This window comes from Streptomyces sp. NPDC087310 (assembly GCF_044744405.1).
In the GTDB taxonomy this organism is placed as follows: Bacteria; Actinomycetota; Actinomycetes; order Streptomycetales; family Streptomycetaceae; genus Streptomyces.
In genome coordinates this window covers 459,000-478,378 of record NZ_JBIUYF010000004.1, presented here as the reverse complement: position 1 = coordinate 478,378, position 19,379 = coordinate 459,000, and the positions used below count along the sequence as shown (strand labels likewise).

Below are 19,379 nucleotides of genomic sequence, written 5' to 3'. Positions count from 1 at the left end.
GTAAGGGCAGGGAGCGGACCCGGTCAGGCCCTCTCCCCCGGCAGGGGCAGGGCCGTGAACCGGTGGGACTCCCAGAGCAGGCGGGAGTCCTCCTCGGGGTAGGCGGTGACCGGGTTCTTCTCGCCGTCGAGTACGAGGACGTGCCGCTCCTCCGGGTCGTACGGAGGCCACTGCGCGTCGGTGAGGCGGTCGGAAGCGAAGGCCGTCCACGCGGCGCGGAAGCGGGCCGACAGGGCCTCCGCCTCCGCCGACGGCTCCGCCCCGATCAGCAGGGGCGCGAGCCCGCTGGTGAAGTTGCCGAAGGTCAGCGGCAGGTCGAGGGCGTGGCAGGCCCCGAGGGCTCCGCCCATCCCGGGGGCCTGCCAGGTCAGTTCGTAGACCCGGGCCCTGCCGCCACCGGTCACCTGCGCCTGCGCGAGATGCAGGCTCGGCATCCGGAACAGCCAGTCGGAGAAGACGAGTTCGTGCAGCAGCTCGGCGTCGGCGTCCGGGTGGGCGGCGCGGTAGGCCGCCTCGCTGCCGGCCACCGGGCCGAAGGCGCTGAGGGCGGCGAGCGCCTGCTCCTCGCCGATCCGGCCGAGCTGCCCGCTCAGGGCGGCGAACAGCCGGTACTCGTTTTGGTTGTGCCCGACGATCAGCTCGACGTCCCGGGCGACACCGTCCGCCAGCGCCTCCCAGGGCGCGCGCGGCAGTACCTCCCCGTCGACGACCGGTGAGTACGGCGAAGCGGTACGGGCGACCCCGCCCCAGCGCTCCTCCCACCCGAGCATCTTGCCGGCCACCACGGTGCCCGCGGCGACCAGCCGGTCCGGCGCGAATCCCGCCAGCTCCGTCGCCGTCGGCCGGATGCCGGGGCCCAGCTCGGCGGCGATCGCGGTGGAGATGTCCTCGGCCAGCTCCGGCGAGAAGTACGGCCCTGGCACGCTCTGGGCGATAGCCCGCGTGAAGAACCCGGCGGCGCGCTCCATGACCAGCAGCGCGGCGACCGATCCCGCGCCCGCCGACTCCCCGAAGAGGGTGACGCGGCCGGGGTCGCCGCCGAACGCGGCGATGTTGTCCCGTACCCACTCCAGGGCGGCGACCTGGTCGAGCAGGCCACGGTTGGCGGGCGCCCCCTCGATCCAGGCGAACCCCTCCACCCCGAGGCGGTAGTTGAGGGTGACCACGACGACATTGCCCTCGCGCGCGAGGCGCCCGCCGTCGTAACCGGGGTCGCCCGCGGTCCCCGCCATGTACGCGCCGCCGTGGATCCACACCATGACCGGCAGCCGGGCGCCGGGGTCCTCACCGGCCTGCGCGGGCGACCAGACATTGACCGTCAGCCACTCGTCCGCGTCCCCGCCTGCATCCCCTTCCCCGTCCCGCTCCCGGCTCACCCGCATCTGGTCCGGCAGGGCGGTCTGCGGACACGGAGGCCCGTACTCCCCGGCGTCCCGCACCCCTTCCCAGCCGACGGCGGGACTCGGCGCGGCGAACCGCAGGTCGCCCACCGGGGGTTGCGCGTAGGGGATGCCGCGGAAGACGGCCACGCCGTCCTCCCGCCGGCCCCGCAGTCTTCCGGCCGCGATGCTCAGTTCCGTCCCCGGATCAGCCCCGGTCACCGTCTCCACGGAGCCGGAATCTGAGGTGGAGTCGGAGTCGGCAACGGTCATCGGAAGTCCTCTCGGCCGGGCCGACCGGTCCGGTCGGCGGGGTACGCCGTACACGACGCACTCCGACAACGTCCGGGCCACGCGACCGGGTTCCACCCCACCCACCACATCCGCCAGCCCCACCAGATCCAGCAGCAGCCGCAACTCATGCCCCACACCGCGCAACCGCAGCCGGCAACCCCGTCTGCGGGCGTCGAGCTGCAGCGCGGCCAGCACATGCACGGCCGCCAGGTTCGGCCGGAGCAGCCCACCGACATCACAGACGACACCCCCGGCCCCCTCGGCCCCGTACAGCCGTGCGCCCAGCTCGGCACGGAGCCGGGGCACGTCGTCGGGGGTGACATGGCCCGCCACGACAAGAACGATCGGATCACTGGCATCCACACGAAGAAGACCCGTCCCGTGCCCGGAACTCATCGCAGCGCCCTGTGCACAGCCCGTACGCGGCCGGGGCGGGCGGCTAGCTGACGGGCAGCTCGGAGGTGTCGATGGCCAGGTCGAAGGGGGCGGGGAGGGTGAGCGAACGGGACCGGCGGCCGTCCACCGATCCCGTTCACCCGAATGAGGAAACCGCAGGTCAGGCGATACGTTCCCGCACCACCGGCGTGGTGTCGTACGTCGTGCCCGCCGGGCTGATGTCGTACGTGCCCTCCAGGGCCTCGGCCGCGTAGCCGAACTTCTCCGGGGTGTCCGTGTGCAGGGTCAGCAGGGGCTGGCCCGCCGTGATCCGGTCGCCCGGCTTGGCGTGGAGTTCGATGCCCGCGCCTGCCTGGACCGGGTCCTCCTTGCGGGCGCGGCCCGCGCCCAGGCGCCAGGCGGCGACGCCGACGCCGTACGCGTCGAGGCGGGTCAGGACGCCGGAGGACGGGGCCGTGACGACCTGCTGTTCGCGGGCGACCGGGAGGGCCGCGTCCGGGTCGCCGCCCTGGGCGGCGATCATGCGGCGCCAGACGTCCATCGCGGAGCCGTCGGCGAGGGCCTTCGCCGGGTCGGCGTCCTTCAGGCCCGCCGCGTCGAGCATTTCGCGGGCCAGGGCCAGGGTCAGTTCCACGACGTCGGCCGGGCCGCCGCCCGCCAGGACCTCGACGGACTCGCGGACCTCCAGGGCGTTGCCCGCGGTGAGGCCGAGCGGGGTGGCCATGTCGGTGAGCAGCGCGACCGTCCGTACGCCGTGGTCGGTGCCCAGGCCGACCATGGTGGAGGCGAGTTCGCGGGCATCCTCGATGGTCTTCATGAAGGCGCCGGAGCCGACCTTGACGTCCAGGACCAGCGAGCCGGTGCCCTCGGCGATCTTCTTCGACATGATCGAGGAGGCGATCAGCGGGATCGCCTCGACGGTGCCGGTGACATCGCGCAGCGCGTACAGCTTCTTGTCGGCGGGGGCCAGTCCGTCGCCCGCCGCGCAGATGACCGCGCCGGTGGTGTCGAGGACGTCCAGCATCTCGGCGTTGGAGAGCAGCGCCCGCCAGCCGGGGATGGACTCCAGCTTGTCGAGGGTGCCGCCGGTGTGGCCGAGGCCGCGTCCGCTGAGCTGCGGTACGGCGGCGCCGCAGGCGGCGACCAGCGGGGCCAGCGGGAGCGTGATCTTGTCGCCGACGCCGCCCGTGGAGTGCTTGTCGGCCGTGGGGCGCGACAGGGCGGAGAAGTCCATGCGCTCGCCGGAGGCGATCATGGCGGCGGTCCAGCGGGCGATCTCCGTACGGTTCATGCCGTTGAGCAGGATGGCCATCGCCAGCGCCGACATCTGCTCGTCGGCGACCTCACCGCGCGTGTAGGCGTCGATCACCCAGTCGATCTGCTCCGGGCTCAGTTCGCCCCGGTCGCGCTTGGTGCGGATGACGGAGATGACGTCCATGGCGGTCCTAATCCTTGCGTTCGACTACGTACGTACAGCGGCCCCGGCGCCGCCGGATCGCGGCGGGGCCGGGGCCGGGTTCAGTGGGAGCGGCCGTTCCCCAGCGGGCCGGGCGGGGTGTCGTGGAGCCGGGCGTTCCTGAGGTGGCCGGGGCCGAATGCCTGCGGGAGCATGTCGGCGAGCGTGCGGATCCCGTCCGGGGTCTCCATGACCAGTTCGGGCCCGCCGAACTCGTACAGGAGCTGGCGGCAGCGCCCGCACGGCACCAGCACCTCGCCCGCGCCGTCGACGCAGGTGAAGTGGGTGAGCCGGCCGCCGCCGCTGAGCTGGAGCGCGGAGATCAGTCCGCACTCGGCGCAGAGCCCGAGGCCGTACGAGGCGTTCTCGACGTTGCAGCCGGTGAGCGTACGGACCGTACCGCCGTCGTCGGTCACCGCGAGCGCAGCGACGCCGACCGGGTAGCCGGAGTACGGGGCGTACGCGTGGGACATCGCGTCCCGCGCCGCCGCCCGCAGCGCCTCCCAGTCCACCCCTGCCCCGGGCGTCACGTCCGCCGCCGTCATTTTCCTTGGCCCTTCCGGTACGGGAGTCCGTCCGCCTTGGGCATCCTGAGCCGTTGCGCGGAGAGCGCGAGGACCAGCAGCGTGGTGACGTACGGCGCGGCGTCCACGAACTGGCTGGGCACCTGGTCGGTGAGGCCGTACCAGACGAAGAGCAGCGCCGAGACGGCCGCCGAGATCACGGCGGGCACGTACTTCTTCTTGTAGAGCTGCCAGCCGACGACCAGCACCAGCAGGATCGCGAGGAGCAGCAGCATCGCGTGGACGTTCTCGGCGCCGCCGCGCAGCTTGAGGCTGTCGGTGAAGCCGAAGAGCCCGGCGCCGAGCGCCATGCCGCCCGGCATCCAGTTGCCGAAGATCATCGCGGCGAGGCCGATGTAGCCTCGCCCGCCGGTCTGGCCCTCCTGGTAGATGCCGGTGGAGACGATGGCGAGGAAGGCGCCGCCGAGCCCGGCGAGGCCGCCGGAGACGACGACGGCGATGTACTTGTACTTGTAGACGTTGACGCCGAGGGATTCGGCGGCGACGGGGTTCTCGCCGCAGGAGCGCAGCCGCAGGCCGAACGCGGTGCGCCACAGCAGCCACCAGGTGCCCGGGATCAGCAGCAGGGCGACGACGGTGAGCAGCGAGAGGCCGGTGACCAGGCCGCCCACGAGTCCCGCGAGGTCGGAGACGAGGAACCAGTGTCTGGCCTGGAGGTCCTGCATCCAGTCGGCGAGCCCCGGAACGGTGATCTCGGTGATCGAGTCGACGCGGGGGGACTGCTTGGAGGAGCCGCCCTCGGCCGCGTCGAAGGTGAACTTGGAGAGGTAGCGGGTGGCGCCGACGGCGAGGATGTTGATGGCGACGCCGGAGACGATGTGGTTCACGCCGAAGGAGACGGTGACGACGGCGTGCAGCAGTCCGCCGAGGGCGCCGCCGATGATGCCGAAGAGGACACCGGTCCAGGGGCCCCACTGGTAGCCGGCCCAGGCGCCGAACCAGGTGCCGAGGACCATCATCCCTTCGAGGCCGATGTTGACGACGCCCGCGCGCTCGGCCCACAGGCCGCCGAGTCCGGCGAGGCCGATGGGGATGGCGAGTTCGAGCGCGCCGGCGACCTGGCCGACGGAGGTGATGTCGTCGGCGCCGCTGATGAGCCGTACGAGCGAGACGAGGGCGAGCGCGCCGGCGACGATCAGCAGGATGACGGGCAGGGAGAGGGTGGGCCGGCCGCCGCTCTTCTTCGGGGCGGCGCTCGTGGCGGAGACGGTGCTCGTGGTCGTGGTCACAGCGCGGACCCCTCCTTCTCGGTCTTGTCGTTGCCCGACCGTTCGGTGACCGGGGTGCCGCTGTCCGACGGGCCGCTGCCCGGCGGGGTCGCGGTGGTGGTGAGGGCGCCGCCCGCGGCGAGTTCCTCGCCGACCTTCTGCTGCTGGCGGCGGAGCCCGTAGCGGCGGACGAGTTCGTAGCTGACCACGACCGAGATCACGATCAGGCCCTGCATGATCGTGGCGATCTCCTTCTCGTACCCGAACTGGTCGAGGGAGGCCGACGACTTGTCGAGGAAGGCGATCAGCAGCGCGCTGAACGCGATGCCCAGCGGGTTGTTCCGGCCCAGCAGCGCGATGGTGATGCCGGTGAAGCCGACGCCGGTGGGGAAGTCGAGACTGTACGTGTGGGTGTCGCCCAGCAGGGTCGGCATCCCGGCGAGTCCGGCGATGCCGCCGGAGACCAGCATCGCGGTGAGGATCATCTTCTTGGCGTCGACGCCGGATGCCCGGGCCGCGCTCTCGCTGGCGCCGGTGGCGCGCAGGTCGAAGCCGAAGCGGGTACGGCCGAGGACGAACCAGTAGACGATGCCGCAGGCGGCGGCGACGAAGGTGAAGCCGTAGATCTCACCGGCCTCGGCGCCCATGTTCAGGCCGGGGAACCAGCCGGACTCCGGGATGTCGCCGGTGGTGAGGTTGTTGGAACCGGCGGGCTGGACACCGAAGTTCTTCGGCAGGATCAGCCAGGCGACCAGGCTGGTGGCGATCGAGTTGAGCATGATCGTGGAGACGACCTCGCTCACCCCGCGGGTCGTCTTGAGGATGCCCGCGATCCCGGACCAGAGGGCGCCGACGAGCATCGCGACGATCACGATCAGGGCGATCTGGAGCGGCCCCGGCAGATCGACGCTGGCGCCGACGAGCGCGGCCGTCATCGCGGCGAGCCGGTACTGGCCGTCGACCCCGATGTTGAACAGGTTCATCCGGAAGCCGATGGCCACGGCGAGGGCGGCCAGGTAGTACGTACCGGCCTGGTTGACGATCAGCACCTGTACGTCGACGTACGAGGCCGACTCGAACATGATGCGGTACGGCTCCCACGGGCTGGTGCCCGAGACGAGCAGCACCATCGTGGTGAGGGCGACGGCGACGACGAGTGCGAGCACCGGTCCCGCGAAGCCCAGGATCAGCCGGTCCTTGTCGAATTTCTTCATCGGGCGTCGTCCTCCGGGGCGGTGCTCTCCCCTGATGTCGCTGATGTCGCTGGGGCCTCTGATGCCGCTGCGGCCTCTGGGGCCTCTGCGGCCTCAAGGTGGCCGGTGGCGGCACCGGTCATGGCCGAGCCCAGCTCCTCCGGGGTGATGGTGGCGGGGTCAGCGTCGGCGACGAGCCGGCCGCGGTACATCACCCGCAGGGTGTCGGAGAGCCCGATCAGCTCGTCGAGGTCGGCGGAGACCAGCAGGACGGCCAGGCCCTCGCGGCGCGCCTCGCGGATCTGGTCCCAGATCTGCGCCTGCGCGCCGACGTCCACCCCGCGGGTGGGGTGCGCGGCGATCAGCAGCTTGGGGTGGTGGCTCATCTCGCGGCCGACGATCAGCTTCTGCTGGTTGCCGCCGGACAGGGAGGCCGCGGTGACCTCGATGCCGGGGGTGCGGACGTCGTACTCGCGCACGATCCGCTCGGTGTCGGCGCGGGCGGCCGCGAGGTCGAGGAGGCCCCGGCGGCTGTTGGGCCGCTCGGTGACATGGCCGAGGATGCGGTTCTCCCAGAGCGGGGACTCCAGCAGCAGGCCGTGGCGGTGCCGGTCCTCGGGGATGTAGCCGATGCCGTCCTCGCGCCGCTTGCGGGTGGGCGCGTGCGAGATGTCCTCGGTGCCGAGGGTGATCGTGCCGCCGTCGGGGTCGCGCATCCCCATCAGCGCCTCGATCAGCTCCGTCTGGCCGTTGCCCTCGACGCCGGCGATGCCGAGGACCTCGCCGCGGTGGATGGTGAGGCCGATCCCGTCCAGGACCTCGCGGACCACGCCGTCGGGGTCGGTGGCGGTGAGCCGCAGCGCGTCGACGGTGAGTACGGGGACGTCCGTGACGGTGGACTCCCGGGTCTCCGGCGAGGGCAGCTCGCTGCCGACCATCAGCTCGGCGAGCTGCTTGGTCGTGGTGTGCGCCGGGTCGGCGGTGCCCACGGTCGTACCGCGGCGTATGACGGTGATGTCGTCGGCGACGGACAGCACCTCGCCCAGCTTGTGCGAGATGAAGATGACGGTGAGGCCCTCGGCCTTCAGCTCCCGCAGGTTGTCGAAGAGCGCGTCGACCTCCTGCGGGACGAGGACGGCGGTGGGCTCGTCGAGGATCAGGATGCGGGCGCCGCGGTAGAGGACCTTGAGGATCTCCACGCGCTGGCGGTCGGCGACGCCGAGGTCCTCGACGAGCGCGTCGGGGCGCACGCCGAGACCGTACGCCTCGGAGATCTCCCTGATCTTCCTGCGCGCCTTGGTGCCGATGCCGTGCAGCTTCTCGCCGCCGAGAACGACGTTCTCCAGGACGGTGAGGTTGTCGGCGAGCATGAAGTGCTGGTGCACCATGCCGATGCCGCGCGCGATGGCGTCGGCGGGGCTGCTGAAGGCGGCCTGTTCGCCGTCGACGGTGATGGTGCCCTCGTCCGGCTTCTGCATGCCGTAGAGGATCTTCATCAGGGTCGACTTGCCGGCCCCGTTCTCCCCCACGAGGGCGTGGACGGTGCCCTTGCGGATGGTGATGTCGATGTCGTGGTTGGCGACGACACCGGGGAAGCGCTTGGTGATGCCCTGGAGCCGCACGGCGGGCGGCGCGGCGGGCGCGGGGCGCTCGGCGGTCTCCGGGGTCGCGGGCGGGCTCGGGGGGCTGCTGGGCGGACTGCTGGACGCGTTGATGACGCACTCTCCTCGGCGGGGAAGGAGCTGGGGTGAGGCTGTGGGGGCAGGGCGGGGGTGAAGCTATCGCGCCGGAGGGCCGTCAACACGCGTAGCGCTGCCAGAACATGAGCGATGGGGCGGGATGAGCGGAATCTCCCGGGGCCCGGAGCGGCGGCGGTGCCGTCGTCCGGGCCCGGGAGACCCGGGGTGCACGGCACGCGCGGACCGGGTGCGGTCCGCGCGTGCGATGTTACGGGGTGGTCTTGACGGTGATCTTGCCGTCGATGATGTCCTTCTTCGCCTTCTCGACGGCGGTGACGACATCGGTCATCTTGGTGTACGCGGGGTTGGTGTCGGCCAGGCCGACGCCGTCCTGGGCGAGACCGTAACGGATCTCACCGGACTCGGGCTTGCCGTCCTTGACCGACTTGATCAGGTTGTAGACGGCGTCGGAGACGTCCTTGGTGACCGAGGTCAGGATCTTGTCCTTGTACTTGGCCAGACCCTTCTGCGCGTACTGGTCGGAGTCGACGCCGATGGCCCACTTGCCGGCCGTCGCGGTCGCCTCGATGGCGCCGAAGCCGGCCAGACCGGCGGCGTGGTAGACCACGTCCGCCTTCTTGTCGAGCTGGCCCTGCGCGGCGGCCTTGCCGAGGTCGGGCTTGGAGAAGCCGTCGAAGTTCGGGGGCTGCGTCAGGTACTGCGACAGGACCTTCACCGAGGGGTCGGTGGCCTTGACGCCCTGCTCGAAACCGGCCTGGAACTTCTTGATCAGCGGGGTCTCGACACCGCCGATGAAGCCGACCGTCTTCGTCTTGGTGGTCTTGGCCGCGGCGACGCCCGCGAGGTAGGAGCCCTGCTCCTCGTTGAACACCATGTTGGCGATGTTCTTGTCGGTCACCGAGGAGTCGTCGATGATCCCGAAGGAGACCTTCGGGAACTTCGGCGCGACCTTCTTGATCGCGGGAGCGTAGGCGAAACCGACGCCGATCACCGGGTTGTTGCCGGCGCGGGCCAGGTCGGTCAGGCGCTGCACCTTGTCGGCGTCGCCCTCCCCGTCCGTCGGCTCCGAGTCGGTGCCCTTGATGTCGAGGTCCTTCTCGGCCTTGGCCAAACCGGCGTAGGCCGCGTCGTTGAAGGACTGGTCACCCTTGCCACCGATGTCGTAGGCGATGGCGGCCTTGGACCCGTCGGAAGCGGTTCCCGCGTCCGACGACGACTTGCCGCCACAGGCGGTGGCGGAGAGCGCGAGTGCCGCTGACGCGACGCCCACGGTGGCTATCCTGGTGATCCGGCGCAAGGGAGGCTCCTTCTGGCCTAAGCGCCTCTTCCGGCGCTGGTTTCGCGGCGATCGTAACGCGCGTAGATGTCAGATAAAGACCTGTACGGAAGCCGTTATCGGATCGTCGCGAACGGGAAGCGAACAGCAGGGGAGCATGAGGCGCGCCGACGCTCCCCGGCCGGTTACGGACGGTCGCCGTCGATCAACGCGGCGGCGGTGAAAAGCTCCACGCCGACCTGGATGGCGTGTTCGTCGACGTCGAAATCGCCACGATGCAGGTCGTACCGCGCCTGGCTGCCGGGGACCCGCACGCCGAGGCGCGCCATGGCTCCCGGCACCTGTTCGAGATACCAGGAGAAGTCCTCGCCGCCGAGGCTCTGCTCGGTGTCCTCGATTGCATACGAACCGCGGCGCGCGGCCTGCGCGGTGCGGAGCAGTTCGGTGACGACGGGGTCGTTGACGACCGGCGGCACCCCCCGTACGTACGTGATCTGTGACTTCGCGCGGTGGAGCGTGGCGATCTCGTCGATCGCGGCGTGCACCAGGTCCGGCGCTTCGCGCCAGGCGGGCAGGTCCAGGCAGCGGACGGTGCCGGAGAGTTCGGCGTGCTGCGGGATGACGTTGCAGGCGTGGCCGGCCTCGATACGGCCCCAGGTGACGGCGAGCCCGGAGCGGGCGTCGACGCGGCGCGCGAGCAGCGCGGGGACCTCGGTGGCGACCTTGGCGGCGGCGGTGACCAGGTCGGTGGTGAGATGCGGGCGGGCGGTGTGGCCGCCGGGCCCGTCGAGGGCGATCTCCAGCCGGTCACAGGCGGAGGTGATCGGTCCTGGCCGCAGTCCGATCGTTCCGGCGTCGACCTTGGGGTCGCAGTGCACGGCGATGATCGATCCGACGCCGTCCAGGACCCCGGACTCGATGGCGTCGGCGGCGCCGCCGGGCAGGACCTCCTCGGCGGGCTGGAAGATCAGCCGTACGGGGGACGGCAGCAGCCCCTGGCGGTCCAGGTCGGCGAGGACGAGCCCGGCGCCCAGGACGGCGGCGGTGTGCACGTCGTGCCCGCAGGCGTGCGCGCGGTCGGGCACGGTGGAGCGGTACGGAACGCCGGTCTTGGTGTCCGGGATGGGCAGACCATCGATATCGGCGCGCAGGGCGAGCATGGGGCGCGCGGGGTCCGGTGTGCCGATGTCGCAGACGAGCCCGGTACCGGTGTGCAGCACGCGCGGCTCAAGGCCCGCCTGCTCCAGCCGGCGCTTGAGCGCCGCGGTGGTCCGGAACTCCTGGTTCCCCAGCTCGGGGTGCATGTGCATGTCCCGGCGGAAGGCGATCAGCTCGGCGCGCAGGGCGTCGGGCAGCGTGCCGGGGAGGGCCGGGTGGGTCGCTTCCCCGGGCTGATCGGTCTCGGACTCGCAGGACATCAACTGGCTCACCTGTCGAAGAGTAGGCCCCTTTATCGATCAACCAACCATGGATCAACAAAATTTCAGCCACTCAGGGGAAGAAACCTGGCGGCGGTGTGCATGCCAGAAAGACAGAGTGGGTATACCGGCACCTTCCGACTCGGCGGTCGTCACGCTCGGAAGCCGCACGGTTCAGAGATCGTCCGGCAGAATCCTGAAGTGCGTGTACCGGCCGCCCAGCGGCCGGACCGTCCGGAAGTCGCGGATGTCCCGGGTGAGGACCGCATCCGTGTCGTACTCGGCCGCCAGGGCGACGTTCACGGCGCCCACGAGGTCAAGGTCCAGGGACCGGTAACGGGACCGTACCGAGAGCGCGGCGTCGAGGAGTTCCGGCCCTGACGGGGCAAGGACCAGCCGCATCTGCCGGACCCGCTCCGTCAGTGAACGCAGAATCCCGTCAGCCGCGGAACGCCCCGCCCGGCTGGTGGCCACCTGGTGCACCTCGGTCAGCGCAAGGGGTGTGGCGACCAGGAGCGCGCAGTTCTCGGCAGCCTTCCTGGCTTCCAGGTGACTCGGGTCGGAGCGGTTGAAGAGAACGAGCAGCCCGGAAGTGTCGGCGACGGCGATCACGCCGCGTGCCCGCCGTTGCGCCGCTCACGGGCCTCGCACCCGTCGGCCACCGCTGTGCGGACGTCGTCCCGGGTGATCGGGCCCCCCAGGTCGAAGGTCTCCTCGTCGGTGACGAACGGTTCGTCCCACACCCGATGGGCCAGGGCGATCCGATGGATGCCCTCACGGATTATCTCGGCTTCCGACACGCCCAGCCGGGCCGCGGCAGCCTTGATCAGGGCGAGATCGGCGTCATCGGCATAGACGTTGGTGCGCTTCAGTGCCATACCTTCGATGGTACAGCTCCTGTACCAGCCTCCTGCGCCCCGGCCCGGTTCGTACGACGGCGGCCGGCCCGCCACCCGTGGAGGGGAGCGGGCCGGGCCGGTGCCGGTGCCGGGTCAGGCCGGTGACGGCAGCCTCGGGAGGCGGTGGACGTCGCGGGCCGTGCCCGTGACTCCGGAGAGGAAGCCCTGTGCGCGGGGCGAGGCCGTCTCCTTGAGCCATTCCGGGGCTATGTCGCAGACCGCGACCCGTACGCCCGTGCCCGCGAGGGCCAGCGGCAGGGTGTGGACCACTGTGGACGGGAAGCTCAGCACCGTACGGCCGATCGGGCCGCGGCGGGCGATCAGCTCCAGGGGCAGGTCGGGGCGGACGATCTCCAGGCCCGTCGCCGCGTGCAGCTTGTGGAGCTTGTCGACGTTCTCGCGCCGGTGGGCGAAGTAGCGCGTCGCGCCGTGGGTGCGGGCGAGCGCGATGACCGCCTCGGTGTACTGGTCGGCGTCGACCACGCCCGTCTCGACCAGCGAGGTGCCGACCATGTCGGCGCCGGTCGTGATCCGGGGCGGCCCGAAGGTCGCGCGGGTCCAGGCGAAGGTGTTGGCCGTCACGGTGATGCCGTCCGGCACCCCCTCGACCGGCATCGAGGTGAAGACCTCGACCGAACGGGCGGCCGACGGGGTGAGGCGGCGGCGCGCGGCCGCGGTGACCGGTGCCAGGACCAGTTCCCGCGGCCCGCGCGAGCCGCCCCGCCGGTGCCAGCGCACCAGGCGTTCGCCCCGGGCGATCTGCCCGACGAACTCCATCGTCGCGGTGCCGTCGTCGACGACCGTCAGCTCCTTGGTGGGGACCAGGGCCAGCAGGAGCTGTACGTACCGGGAGAACGGGTCACCGATGACGACCCGGTCCGCCTTGCGCAGCAGCGGTGCCAGCTCCCGTACCGTCCGCAGCGGCGCCCCGGCCCCGCCGCGCGCCTCCTGCCAGCGCACCGTGAAGCCCTCGTCGCGGGCCAGCTCGGCCACCCGGCGGAGCTGACCGCGCGACATGGGGTCGGTGGGCGACAGGACGATGACGGTGAGCGCGTCACCCGTCCCGCTGAGGTGCGCCCACTCCAGCACGTTGAGAAGCTGGACCGGGCTCTCCACGAAGGCGATCGTGGGGGCGGCGGGGGTGTCGGAGAGAAGGACGCCCGCGGGCGCGGAAGCCGTCGCGGCCACTGTCTCGCTCTGGTACGGGGAGCTGCCCCCGCCGGCACCGGTCATGGCGTCAGACCGCGACCGGCTCGGCGGCCTCGGCGACGACGCCCGCGACGCGGCGGAGCTTCTTCATCGGGCCGAGCTCCGACTCGTACACCTTCTTGACACCGTCACCGAGGGACGCCTCGATGGTGCGGATGTCGCGGACGAGGCGCGTCAGGCCCTGCGGCTCGACGGAGGCCGCCTGGTCCGAGCCCCACATGGCGCGGTCCAGGGTGATGTGGCGCTCGACGAACGTGGCGCCGAGGGCGACGGCGGCGAGGGTGGTCTGGAGACCGGTCTCGTGGCCGCTGTAGCCGATCGGGACGTTCGGGAACTCGGCCTGGAGGGTGTTGATGACCCGCAGGTTGAGCTCCTCGGCCTTGGCCGGGTACGTCGAGGTGGCGTGGCAGAGCAGGATGTTCTCGCTGCCGAGGACCTCGACCGCGTGGCGGATCTGCTTCGGCGTCGACATGCCGGTGGAGAGGATGACGGTGCGGCCGGTGGCACGCAGGGCGCGCAGCAGCTCGTCGTCGGTGAGGGAGGCGGAGGCCACCTTGTGGGCGGGCACGTCGAACTTCTCCAGGAAGGTGACGGCCTCGGTGTCCCACGGGGAGGCGAACCAGTCGATGCCGCGCTTGGCGCAGTGCTCGGCGATGGTGCGGTACTCGTCCTCGCCGAACTCGACGCGGTGGCGGTAGTCGATGTACGTCATCCGGCCCCAGGGGGTGTCCCGCTCGATGTCCCACTGGTCGCGCGGGGTGCAGATCTCCGGGGTGCGCTTCTGGAACTTGACCGCGTCACAGCCCGCCTCGGCGGCCACGTCGATCAGGGCCAGGGCGTTGTCCAGCTCACCGTTGTGGTTGATGCCGATCTCGCCCGTGATGTAGACGGGGCGGCCGGGACCGGCGGTCCGGGTACCGAAGTTCCGCAGACGGGAAGGGGAGTTGGTGCTCATGGCGGTGCGTCCTTACTTGTTGACTGTGTGGAGGGTGTGGGGGTTCACGGGGGCGGTGGGGGTGGTGGAGAGCCCCGGGCCGAGCAGCCAGGTGGCGATCTCCCTGACGGCTCCCTCACCGCCGGGCGTGGTCGTGACGGCGCGCGCCGCGGCGCGTACCTCGTCGTGGGCGCTCGCGACGGCCACCGGCCAGCCGGCGAGGCCGAAGCAGGGCAGGTCGTTGACGTCGTTGCCGACGTAGAGGACCCGTTCGGGCGCGATGCCGTGCTCGTCGCACCACTGCTTGAGCGCCAGGTCCTTGCGGTCGATGCCGTGCAGGACCGGGACCTGGAGCTTGCGGGCGCGGGCCGCGACGACCGGGTTCCGCTCGGTGGAGAGGATGAGCAGTTCGAGGCCGGAGCGGCGCAGCGCGGCGATCCCGAGGCCGTCGCCGCGGTGCACGGCGACCGTTTCGCGGCCGTCGGAGTCGATGTGGACCTTGTCGTCGGTCTGCGTCCCGTCGAAGTCGAGGACGACGGCGTCGACATCGTCGTACGAGGGGAGGACCTGCGGGTCGAGGAGCGGCGCGAGGAGCCGGGCGCGGGCCAGGTCGTGCGGGTCGTCGATCTCCAGCACCCGCGCGGGGTCGGTGGGGACGAGCGCGGTGCGGCCGAAGAAGCGGTGGCGCGCGGCGCGGAAGCCGTCGGCGCGCATCGCGTAGGCGGCGCCGGTCTCCAGGTACTCCTGGGGGCGGTCCTGGCGGCGCGGCCGGTTCGCCTTGTCGTGGTTGACGCCGTAGCCGTCCGGTTCGGTGCGGCCGGCGCCGTCCTGGCGCCAGACGAAGCCGTGGGTGGGCGCGACGGTCAGCGCGGTGTCGGCGCCGTCCTCGGTGACGGCGCCGGTGACGCCGTCCAGGTCATCGGCCGTGAGGAAGGGGCTGGTGCACTGCACCAGCAGCACCACCTCGGGGTCGGTGGCGCCCTGGCCGCGGGTCGCGCCGTACGCGTCCATCGCGTGCAGGACGGCGTCCTCGCTGGTCGCGGTGTCCCCCGCGATCGCGGCGGGGCGCAGGACGACCTCGGCGCCGGCCGTGCGGGCCGCCTCGGCGATCAGCGCGTCGTCGGTCGAGACGACGATGTCGGTGACGCGCCGGGCCGCCAGACAGGCGCGGACCGCGCGGACGACGAGGGGGACGCCGCCGACGGCGGCGAGGTTCTTGGCGGGTACGCCCTTGGATCCGCCGCGTGCGGGGATCACCGCGAGGACGGTCATCAGTACTCCGTAGGGGGTCGGGTGTGCGCGGCTCGTGCGATGACAGGTCGTGCGGGGGTGTCCGGGCGGCCGGCGGGGGCGGGGGTGCGTCCCGTACGCGCGGTCACAGCTCGCCCATCCGGCGGATGACCGGCGCCACGCGCTGCACCCCGTGCCGGTACGCGCCGCGCGCCGCGCCCCGTACCGCCTCGCGCACCACGCGCCGCACCCCGCCCGCGCTGTTGTCGGCGGTTCTGGCGGCGGCGGGCAGCGGGGTCCCGTCCGCCGCGAGGTGGTAGCGGGCGAGGAGGCCCGGCAGGTATCCGGGGGCGGTCGTGGCCGTGTAGTACGGGCTGATCTCCGGGAGTTCCCCGGCGGAGGCCCGCTCGGTCAGCTCGGTGACGCGCGTGCGCGCCGCGTCGAAGGCGTGGGCGTACGAGCCGTCGGCGGCCACGCCCTGCCGGTCGGCCCACCGGGCGTCGGGGACGGGGCGTCCGCCGCCGTCGAGCTGGTCCCAGGAGGCCAGGCAGCCCGAGCCGATGAAGTGGTGGTTGCCGAGCGGCTCGCGCACCCCGAAGTCGGTGAGGATCGCGGTGGGCACGGAGCGGTGCAGGGACTCCAGGGCGGCCGTCGAGGAGACGGTGACCAGCAGATCCGTACGGTCCAGGACCTCGCCCATGTTCCCGTACACCAGCCGGAAGTTGTCCGGCAGTCCGCCGGGCACCTTCTCGGCGAGGCGCTGGTAGGGGAACTCCTCGATGTGCGTGGTGTGCTCGCCGGGCTTGCTGCGCAGCTTGAGCAGCACCTCGCGGCGCGGGTGGAGCCTGGCGTGCTCGACGAGGCGGCGCAGCAGGTACGTACGGTCGGCGCGGGTCGCCGGCACGGAGGGCTGCGCGGCGAAGACGAGCGTGTCGCGCCCCTCTTCCGGCTGGTAGCGCTCGCCGCCGAGGAACGGCAGGGCCGCCTCGGTGACGGAGGAGGCGTCGGCGCCCACCCCCTCGTACACGGCGCGGAACCGCTCCGCGTCGTACAGGGAGTTGGCGAGGACGACGTCCGCGCCGTGCCGCAGCAGCAGCCCGTCCGAGAGCTTCTCGTAGACGACGCCGACGTAGCCGGTGACGACGACGGGCCGGTCCGCGAGTCTCAGCGCGGCTATGCCATGCAGCATCGCCTGGACGGCGCCGCCGACGAGCGCCAGCACGACGATGTCGTACGACTCCTCGCGCAGGGCCCGCAGGAAGGCGGTCCCGGTCACCTCGCGCAGGGCGTCGGCGTCCGCGCCGACCTCCGCGAGCTGGCGGGCGGTGGGCGTGGCCCGGCCGCGCAGCAGGAAGCCGCTGAGCTCTGTGGGGCGGTCGTCCGGGGCGATGCGGCGCGCGGTGAGCGCGCCCCACTTCCACCGGGTGTCGGAGTCGGCGAGCACGGCGACCCGGACCGCTTGGCTGATACGTGATGGCACGTCGAGGACGTTAGGAAGCCATTCCGTTTGTCGGCCCAACTCAATGGCAATGGAGGGTTAACAACACGTCTACGAATGGCGTCGCACCCCGGGAAATGCCCGGAACAACGGGCGGCTCCGGCCGATTCACTGTTCCGACACTCTTCGTTCATCCGGCGTGCCCCGCGAAGTCAGCCCTGGTGACGGCATGCCGCCTAGCGTCACTCGGGTGGTGAAGCTCTCTGTTGTCGTGCCGTTCTACAACGTGCGGACATATGCCCCCGAAACTTTGCGGAGTCTGCAGGCGAATACGCGTGCCGACTTCGAATTCCTGCTTGTCGACGATTGTTCGGCGGACGGTACCGGCGAAATCCTGGACCGTGCGGAACGCGAACTCCCCGGCGCCAGGGTGATCAGACATGAGCGGAACGGAGGACTCGCCACCGCGCGGAACACCGGACTGGACGCCGCGACAGGTACGTACATCACCTACCTGGACGGCGACGACTGGGTGGCTCCCGGCTACTTCGAGCAACTGCTCGCCGCGGCCGAGGAGCTGGGCTGCGACTTCGTCCGTACCGACCATGTGCAGTTCACCGGGAAGTCCCGGGCGGTGCACCGGGTCCCGGTCGGCCGGCGCTCCACGGTGCTCGACCCGCGGGACGCGATCCTGCCCGCCGACCGGTCCACCTCGGTCGACTACGCCTACGCGTGGGCCGGGATCTACCACCGCCGGCTGGTCGACCGCGGGCTGCTGCACTTCACGGACGGGCTGCGCACCGCCGAGGACCGGCCCTGGATCTGGAAGCTGCACCGGGAGGCGGAGTCCTTCGCCGCGGTGAGCCTGCACGGGGTGTTCTACCGGCGCGGGGTCACCTCCTCGCTCACCCAGATCGGTGATGTCAGGCAGCTCGACTTCATCCGGGCCTTCGACCAGGTGGTGGCGGAGACGGCCGCCGACCGGGACGCGGATCTGCTGCTGCCGAAGGCCGTACGGACGTACTGCGCGGTCATGGCCCACCACCTTGGCTCCATCGAGAGGTTCGAACCGCCCGTGGCACGCAAACTCCGCTCGCTCAGCGCGGCGGCCCTCCGGCGCATTCCGGCGCCCCTCCTCACGGAGACACTGGACTCGATGGACGCCACGCGGGCCGGGCGGCTGCGCCGGGTCCGCCGCCGTCCGATCGCGCAGCGGGGACCGGAGGCAGCCTGATGAGCATGTCGGCCAAGGGCACCACGCAGCTCTTCTTCGCCTGCACGCAGTACGCGGCGGCGACCGTCACGGCGGCCGTCCGGGCCGGGCTCTTCGGCCCGCGCTCGGAGCACCGCCGGATCCTGGTGATCAGCGACACCTCGTCCTCCCCCGAGCTGGCCACCGCGCTGGACACGCTCCCCGGGTTCCGCCCGCTGCGGCCGGAGTACGACGAGATCCGCTCCTGGAACGACTTCGTACGCCCCTTCCACCCGGCCGGCTGGTCCCCGCGCGAGCAGGACGCCACGCTGTGGCAGCGGGCCGTCCGGGAGGCATGGGGGCTCGGCGACGCGCCGGTGGAGATCGCCTGCGAGTCGATCCAGGCCAATCCGTCCCAGGCGGTCGCGGCCATCTTCGGGGACAGCCCGCTCCATGTGTACGCGGACGGGCTGATGAGTTACGGGCCCACCCGGAGCAAGCTCGACCCGCTGATCGGGGGGCGCGTCGAACGGCTGCTGCACCTGGATCTCGTACCGGGCCTGAAGCCGCTGCTGCTGACGGAGTTCGGCGTCGAGCCGCAGATCATCCCGGACGAGACCTTCGTGAAGGTGCTCGCGGAGATAGCGGACGCGGAGAGCGCGGCGGACGCGAAGCTGGACGCGCTCGCGAACGGTGACGCCGCCGACGAGCCGCCCGCGCTGATCCTCGGCCAGTACCTCTCCGCGCTCGACATCCTCACCGTGGCGGAGGAGGAGGAACTGCATCTGGGGATGGTCAGGGGCGCGATCGCCCGGGGCCACCGGAACGTCGTCTTCAAGCCCCACCCCTCGGCGCCCGCGCAGTGGTCGCGGACGCTGGAGGAGGAGGCCGCTGTCCTCGGGGCGAACCTGACGGTACGGTCGGGCCCCGTGCTGGCCGAGGTGCTGTACCAGCGGCTGCGCCCCGCCCTCGTCATCGCCTGCTTCTCCACGGCCCTGTTCACGGCGAAGGCGTTCTACGGGCTGCCGGTCGCGCGGACGGGCACGGAACTGCTGCTGGAGCGGCTGGCCCCGTACCAGAACAGCAACCGCGTCCCGGTGACGATCGTGGACGCGCTGCTGCCGCCCCTGGAGGACGGCGCGGGCACGGAGGGTACGGGCGCGGGTACGGGTACGGGCGCCGCCCCGGGCGAGCCCGCCCCGTACGAGCCGTACGAGCGGCTGTCCGAGCTGGTCGCGGCCGTCGGGTTCGCGATGCAGCCGCAGATCTACCGGAGTCTGCGCCCGGCCGCCGAGGGCTTCCTCTCCCGGCATCTGACCCCGCGCACCTCGGTCTACTTCAAACGCCGCAGGCTCGCGGTGCTGGCGCTGCCCGGTGGCGTTCCCACCCAGCTCGCCTTCATTCCGCGCAACGCGACGGTACGCAGGGTCGCCCGGCACGCACGCTCGTTCAAGAGGGCGGCCCTGGGCTGAGCAGGCGGCCGTACGGGGCCGTAGGCGGTTGACACGGCCGTAGGCGGTTGCACGCGGCCGTAGGCGGTTTGCACGGCAGGACACGGGAGGCGGGGCGTTGC

General features: G+C 71.7%; 16 protein-coding genes and 1 pseudogene. 2 read left to right on the top strand and 15 right to left on the bottom strand.

What is annotated here, in order from left to right:
* Positions 1-23: 23 nt before the first annotated feature.
* The 15 genes and pseudogenes from ACIO3P_RS17310 to ACIO3P_RS17240 all read right to left on the bottom strand — a co-directional run bounded on the left by ACIO3P_RS17310 (position 24) and on the right by ACIO3P_RS17240 (position 16,656).
* Positions 24-1,652, bottom strand: a complete 1,629-nt coding sequence (locus tag ACIO3P_RS17310; protein WP_401851797.1) for a carboxylesterase/lipase family protein — start codon at positions 1,650-1,652, stop codon at positions 24-26.
* 126 nt (positions 1,653-1,778) lie between these two features.
* Positions 1,779-2,069, bottom strand: a pseudogene (locus ACIO3P_RS17305) (STAS domain-containing protein); the annotation flags it as partial.
* A 160-nt stretch (positions 2,070-2,229) separates the two neighbouring features.
* Positions 2,230-3,507, bottom strand: a complete 1,278-nt coding sequence (locus ACIO3P_RS17300; protein ID WP_329828868.1) for a thymidine phosphorylase — start codon at positions 3,505-3,507, stop codon at positions 2,230-2,232.
* 80 nt (positions 3,508-3,587) lie between these two features.
* Positions 3,588-4,070 carry a cytidine deaminase gene (locus ACIO3P_RS17295; RefSeq protein ID WP_401851698.1) on the bottom strand — a complete coding sequence of 161 codons (483 nt, stop codon included), beginning with the start codon at positions 4,068-4,070 and terminating at the stop codon, positions 3,588-3,590.
* Entirely contained in the window at positions 4,067-5,338 is a 1,272-nt protein-coding gene (locus ACIO3P_RS17290) for an ABC transporter permease (protein ID WP_329828866.1), read from the bottom strand. The genes ACIO3P_RS17295 and ACIO3P_RS17290 overlap by 4 nt, the downstream gene beginning before the upstream one ends.
* On the bottom strand, positions 5,335-6,531 hold the full coding sequence (locus ACIO3P_RS17285; RefSeq protein ID WP_401851700.1) for an ABC transporter permease: 1,197 nt from the start codon (positions 6,529-6,531) through the stop codon (positions 5,335-5,337). The genes ACIO3P_RS17290 and ACIO3P_RS17285 overlap by 4 nt, the downstream gene beginning before the upstream one ends.
* A complete protein-coding gene (locus ACIO3P_RS17280; protein ID WP_401851800.1) occupies positions 6,528-8,225 on the bottom strand; it encodes an ABC transporter ATP-binding protein in 1,698 nt (565 codons plus the stop codon). Before ACIO3P_RS17280 ends, ACIO3P_RS17285 begins: the two co-directional genes overlap by 4 nt.
* A gap of 232 nt (positions 8,226-8,457) precedes the next feature.
* Entirely contained in the window at positions 8,458-9,507 is a 1,050-nt protein-coding gene (locus tag ACIO3P_RS17275; RefSeq protein ID WP_401851702.1) for a BMP family protein, read from the bottom strand.
* Between the two features lie 164 nt (positions 9,508-9,671).
* Positions 9,672-10,904: an amidohydrolase gene (locus tag ACIO3P_RS17270; protein ID WP_329829658.1), complete on the bottom strand. Its 1,233-nt coding sequence runs from the start codon at positions 10,902-10,904 to the stop codon at positions 9,672-9,674.
* Positions 10,905-11,078: 174 nt separating this feature from the next.
* On the bottom strand, positions 11,079-11,516 hold the full coding sequence (locus tag ACIO3P_RS17265) for a type II toxin-antitoxin system VapC family toxin (protein ID WP_401851704.1): 438 nt from the start codon (positions 11,514-11,516) through the stop codon (positions 11,079-11,081).
* On the bottom strand, positions 11,513-11,782 hold the full coding sequence (locus tag ACIO3P_RS17260; protein WP_401851706.1) for a CopG family transcriptional regulator: 270 nt from the start codon (positions 11,780-11,782) through the stop codon (positions 11,513-11,515). Before ACIO3P_RS17260 ends, ACIO3P_RS17265 begins: the two co-directional genes overlap by 4 nt.
* 114 nt (positions 11,783-11,896) lie before the next feature.
* Complete coding sequence (locus ACIO3P_RS17255) at positions 11,897-13,036, bottom strand: hypothetical protein (RefSeq protein WP_329828858.1); 1,140 nt, start codon at positions 13,034-13,036, stop codon at positions 11,897-11,899.
* Positions 13,037-13,040: 4 nt separating this feature from the next.
* The gene (locus tag ACIO3P_RS17250; RefSeq protein WP_329828857.1) at positions 13,041-13,967 is read right to left on the bottom strand and encodes an N-acetylneuraminate synthase family protein; all 927 of its coding nucleotides are present in this window, start codon (positions 13,965-13,967) and stop codon (positions 13,041-13,043) included.
* A 12-nt stretch (positions 13,968-13,979) separates the two neighbouring features.
* Entirely contained in the window at positions 13,980-15,218 is a 1,239-nt protein-coding gene (locus ACIO3P_RS17245; RefSeq protein ID WP_401851708.1) for a cytidylyltransferase domain-containing protein, read from the bottom strand.
* Between the two features lie 103 nt (positions 15,219-15,321).
* Positions 15,322-16,656 (bottom strand): DUF6716 putative glycosyltransferase, encoded by a 1,335-nt coding sequence (locus ACIO3P_RS17240; RefSeq protein WP_329828855.1) that lies wholly within the window; start codon positions 16,654-16,656, stop codon positions 15,322-15,324.
* Between the two features lie 208 nt (positions 16,657-16,864).
* Between ACIO3P_RS17240 and ACIO3P_RS17235 the strand changes: the two genes are divergently transcribed.
* Positions 16,865-17,848, top strand: coding sequence for a glycosyltransferase family 2 protein (locus tag ACIO3P_RS17235; RefSeq protein ID WP_329828854.1), 984 nt, complete (start codon positions 16,865-16,867; stop codon positions 17,846-17,848).
* A gap of 5 nt (positions 17,849-17,853) precedes the next feature.
* A complete protein-coding gene (locus ACIO3P_RS17230) occupies positions 17,854-19,278 on the top strand; it encodes a polysialyltransferase family glycosyltransferase (RefSeq protein ID WP_401851803.1) in 1,425 nt (474 codons plus the stop codon).
* Positions 19,279-19,379: the final 101 nt, after the last annotated feature.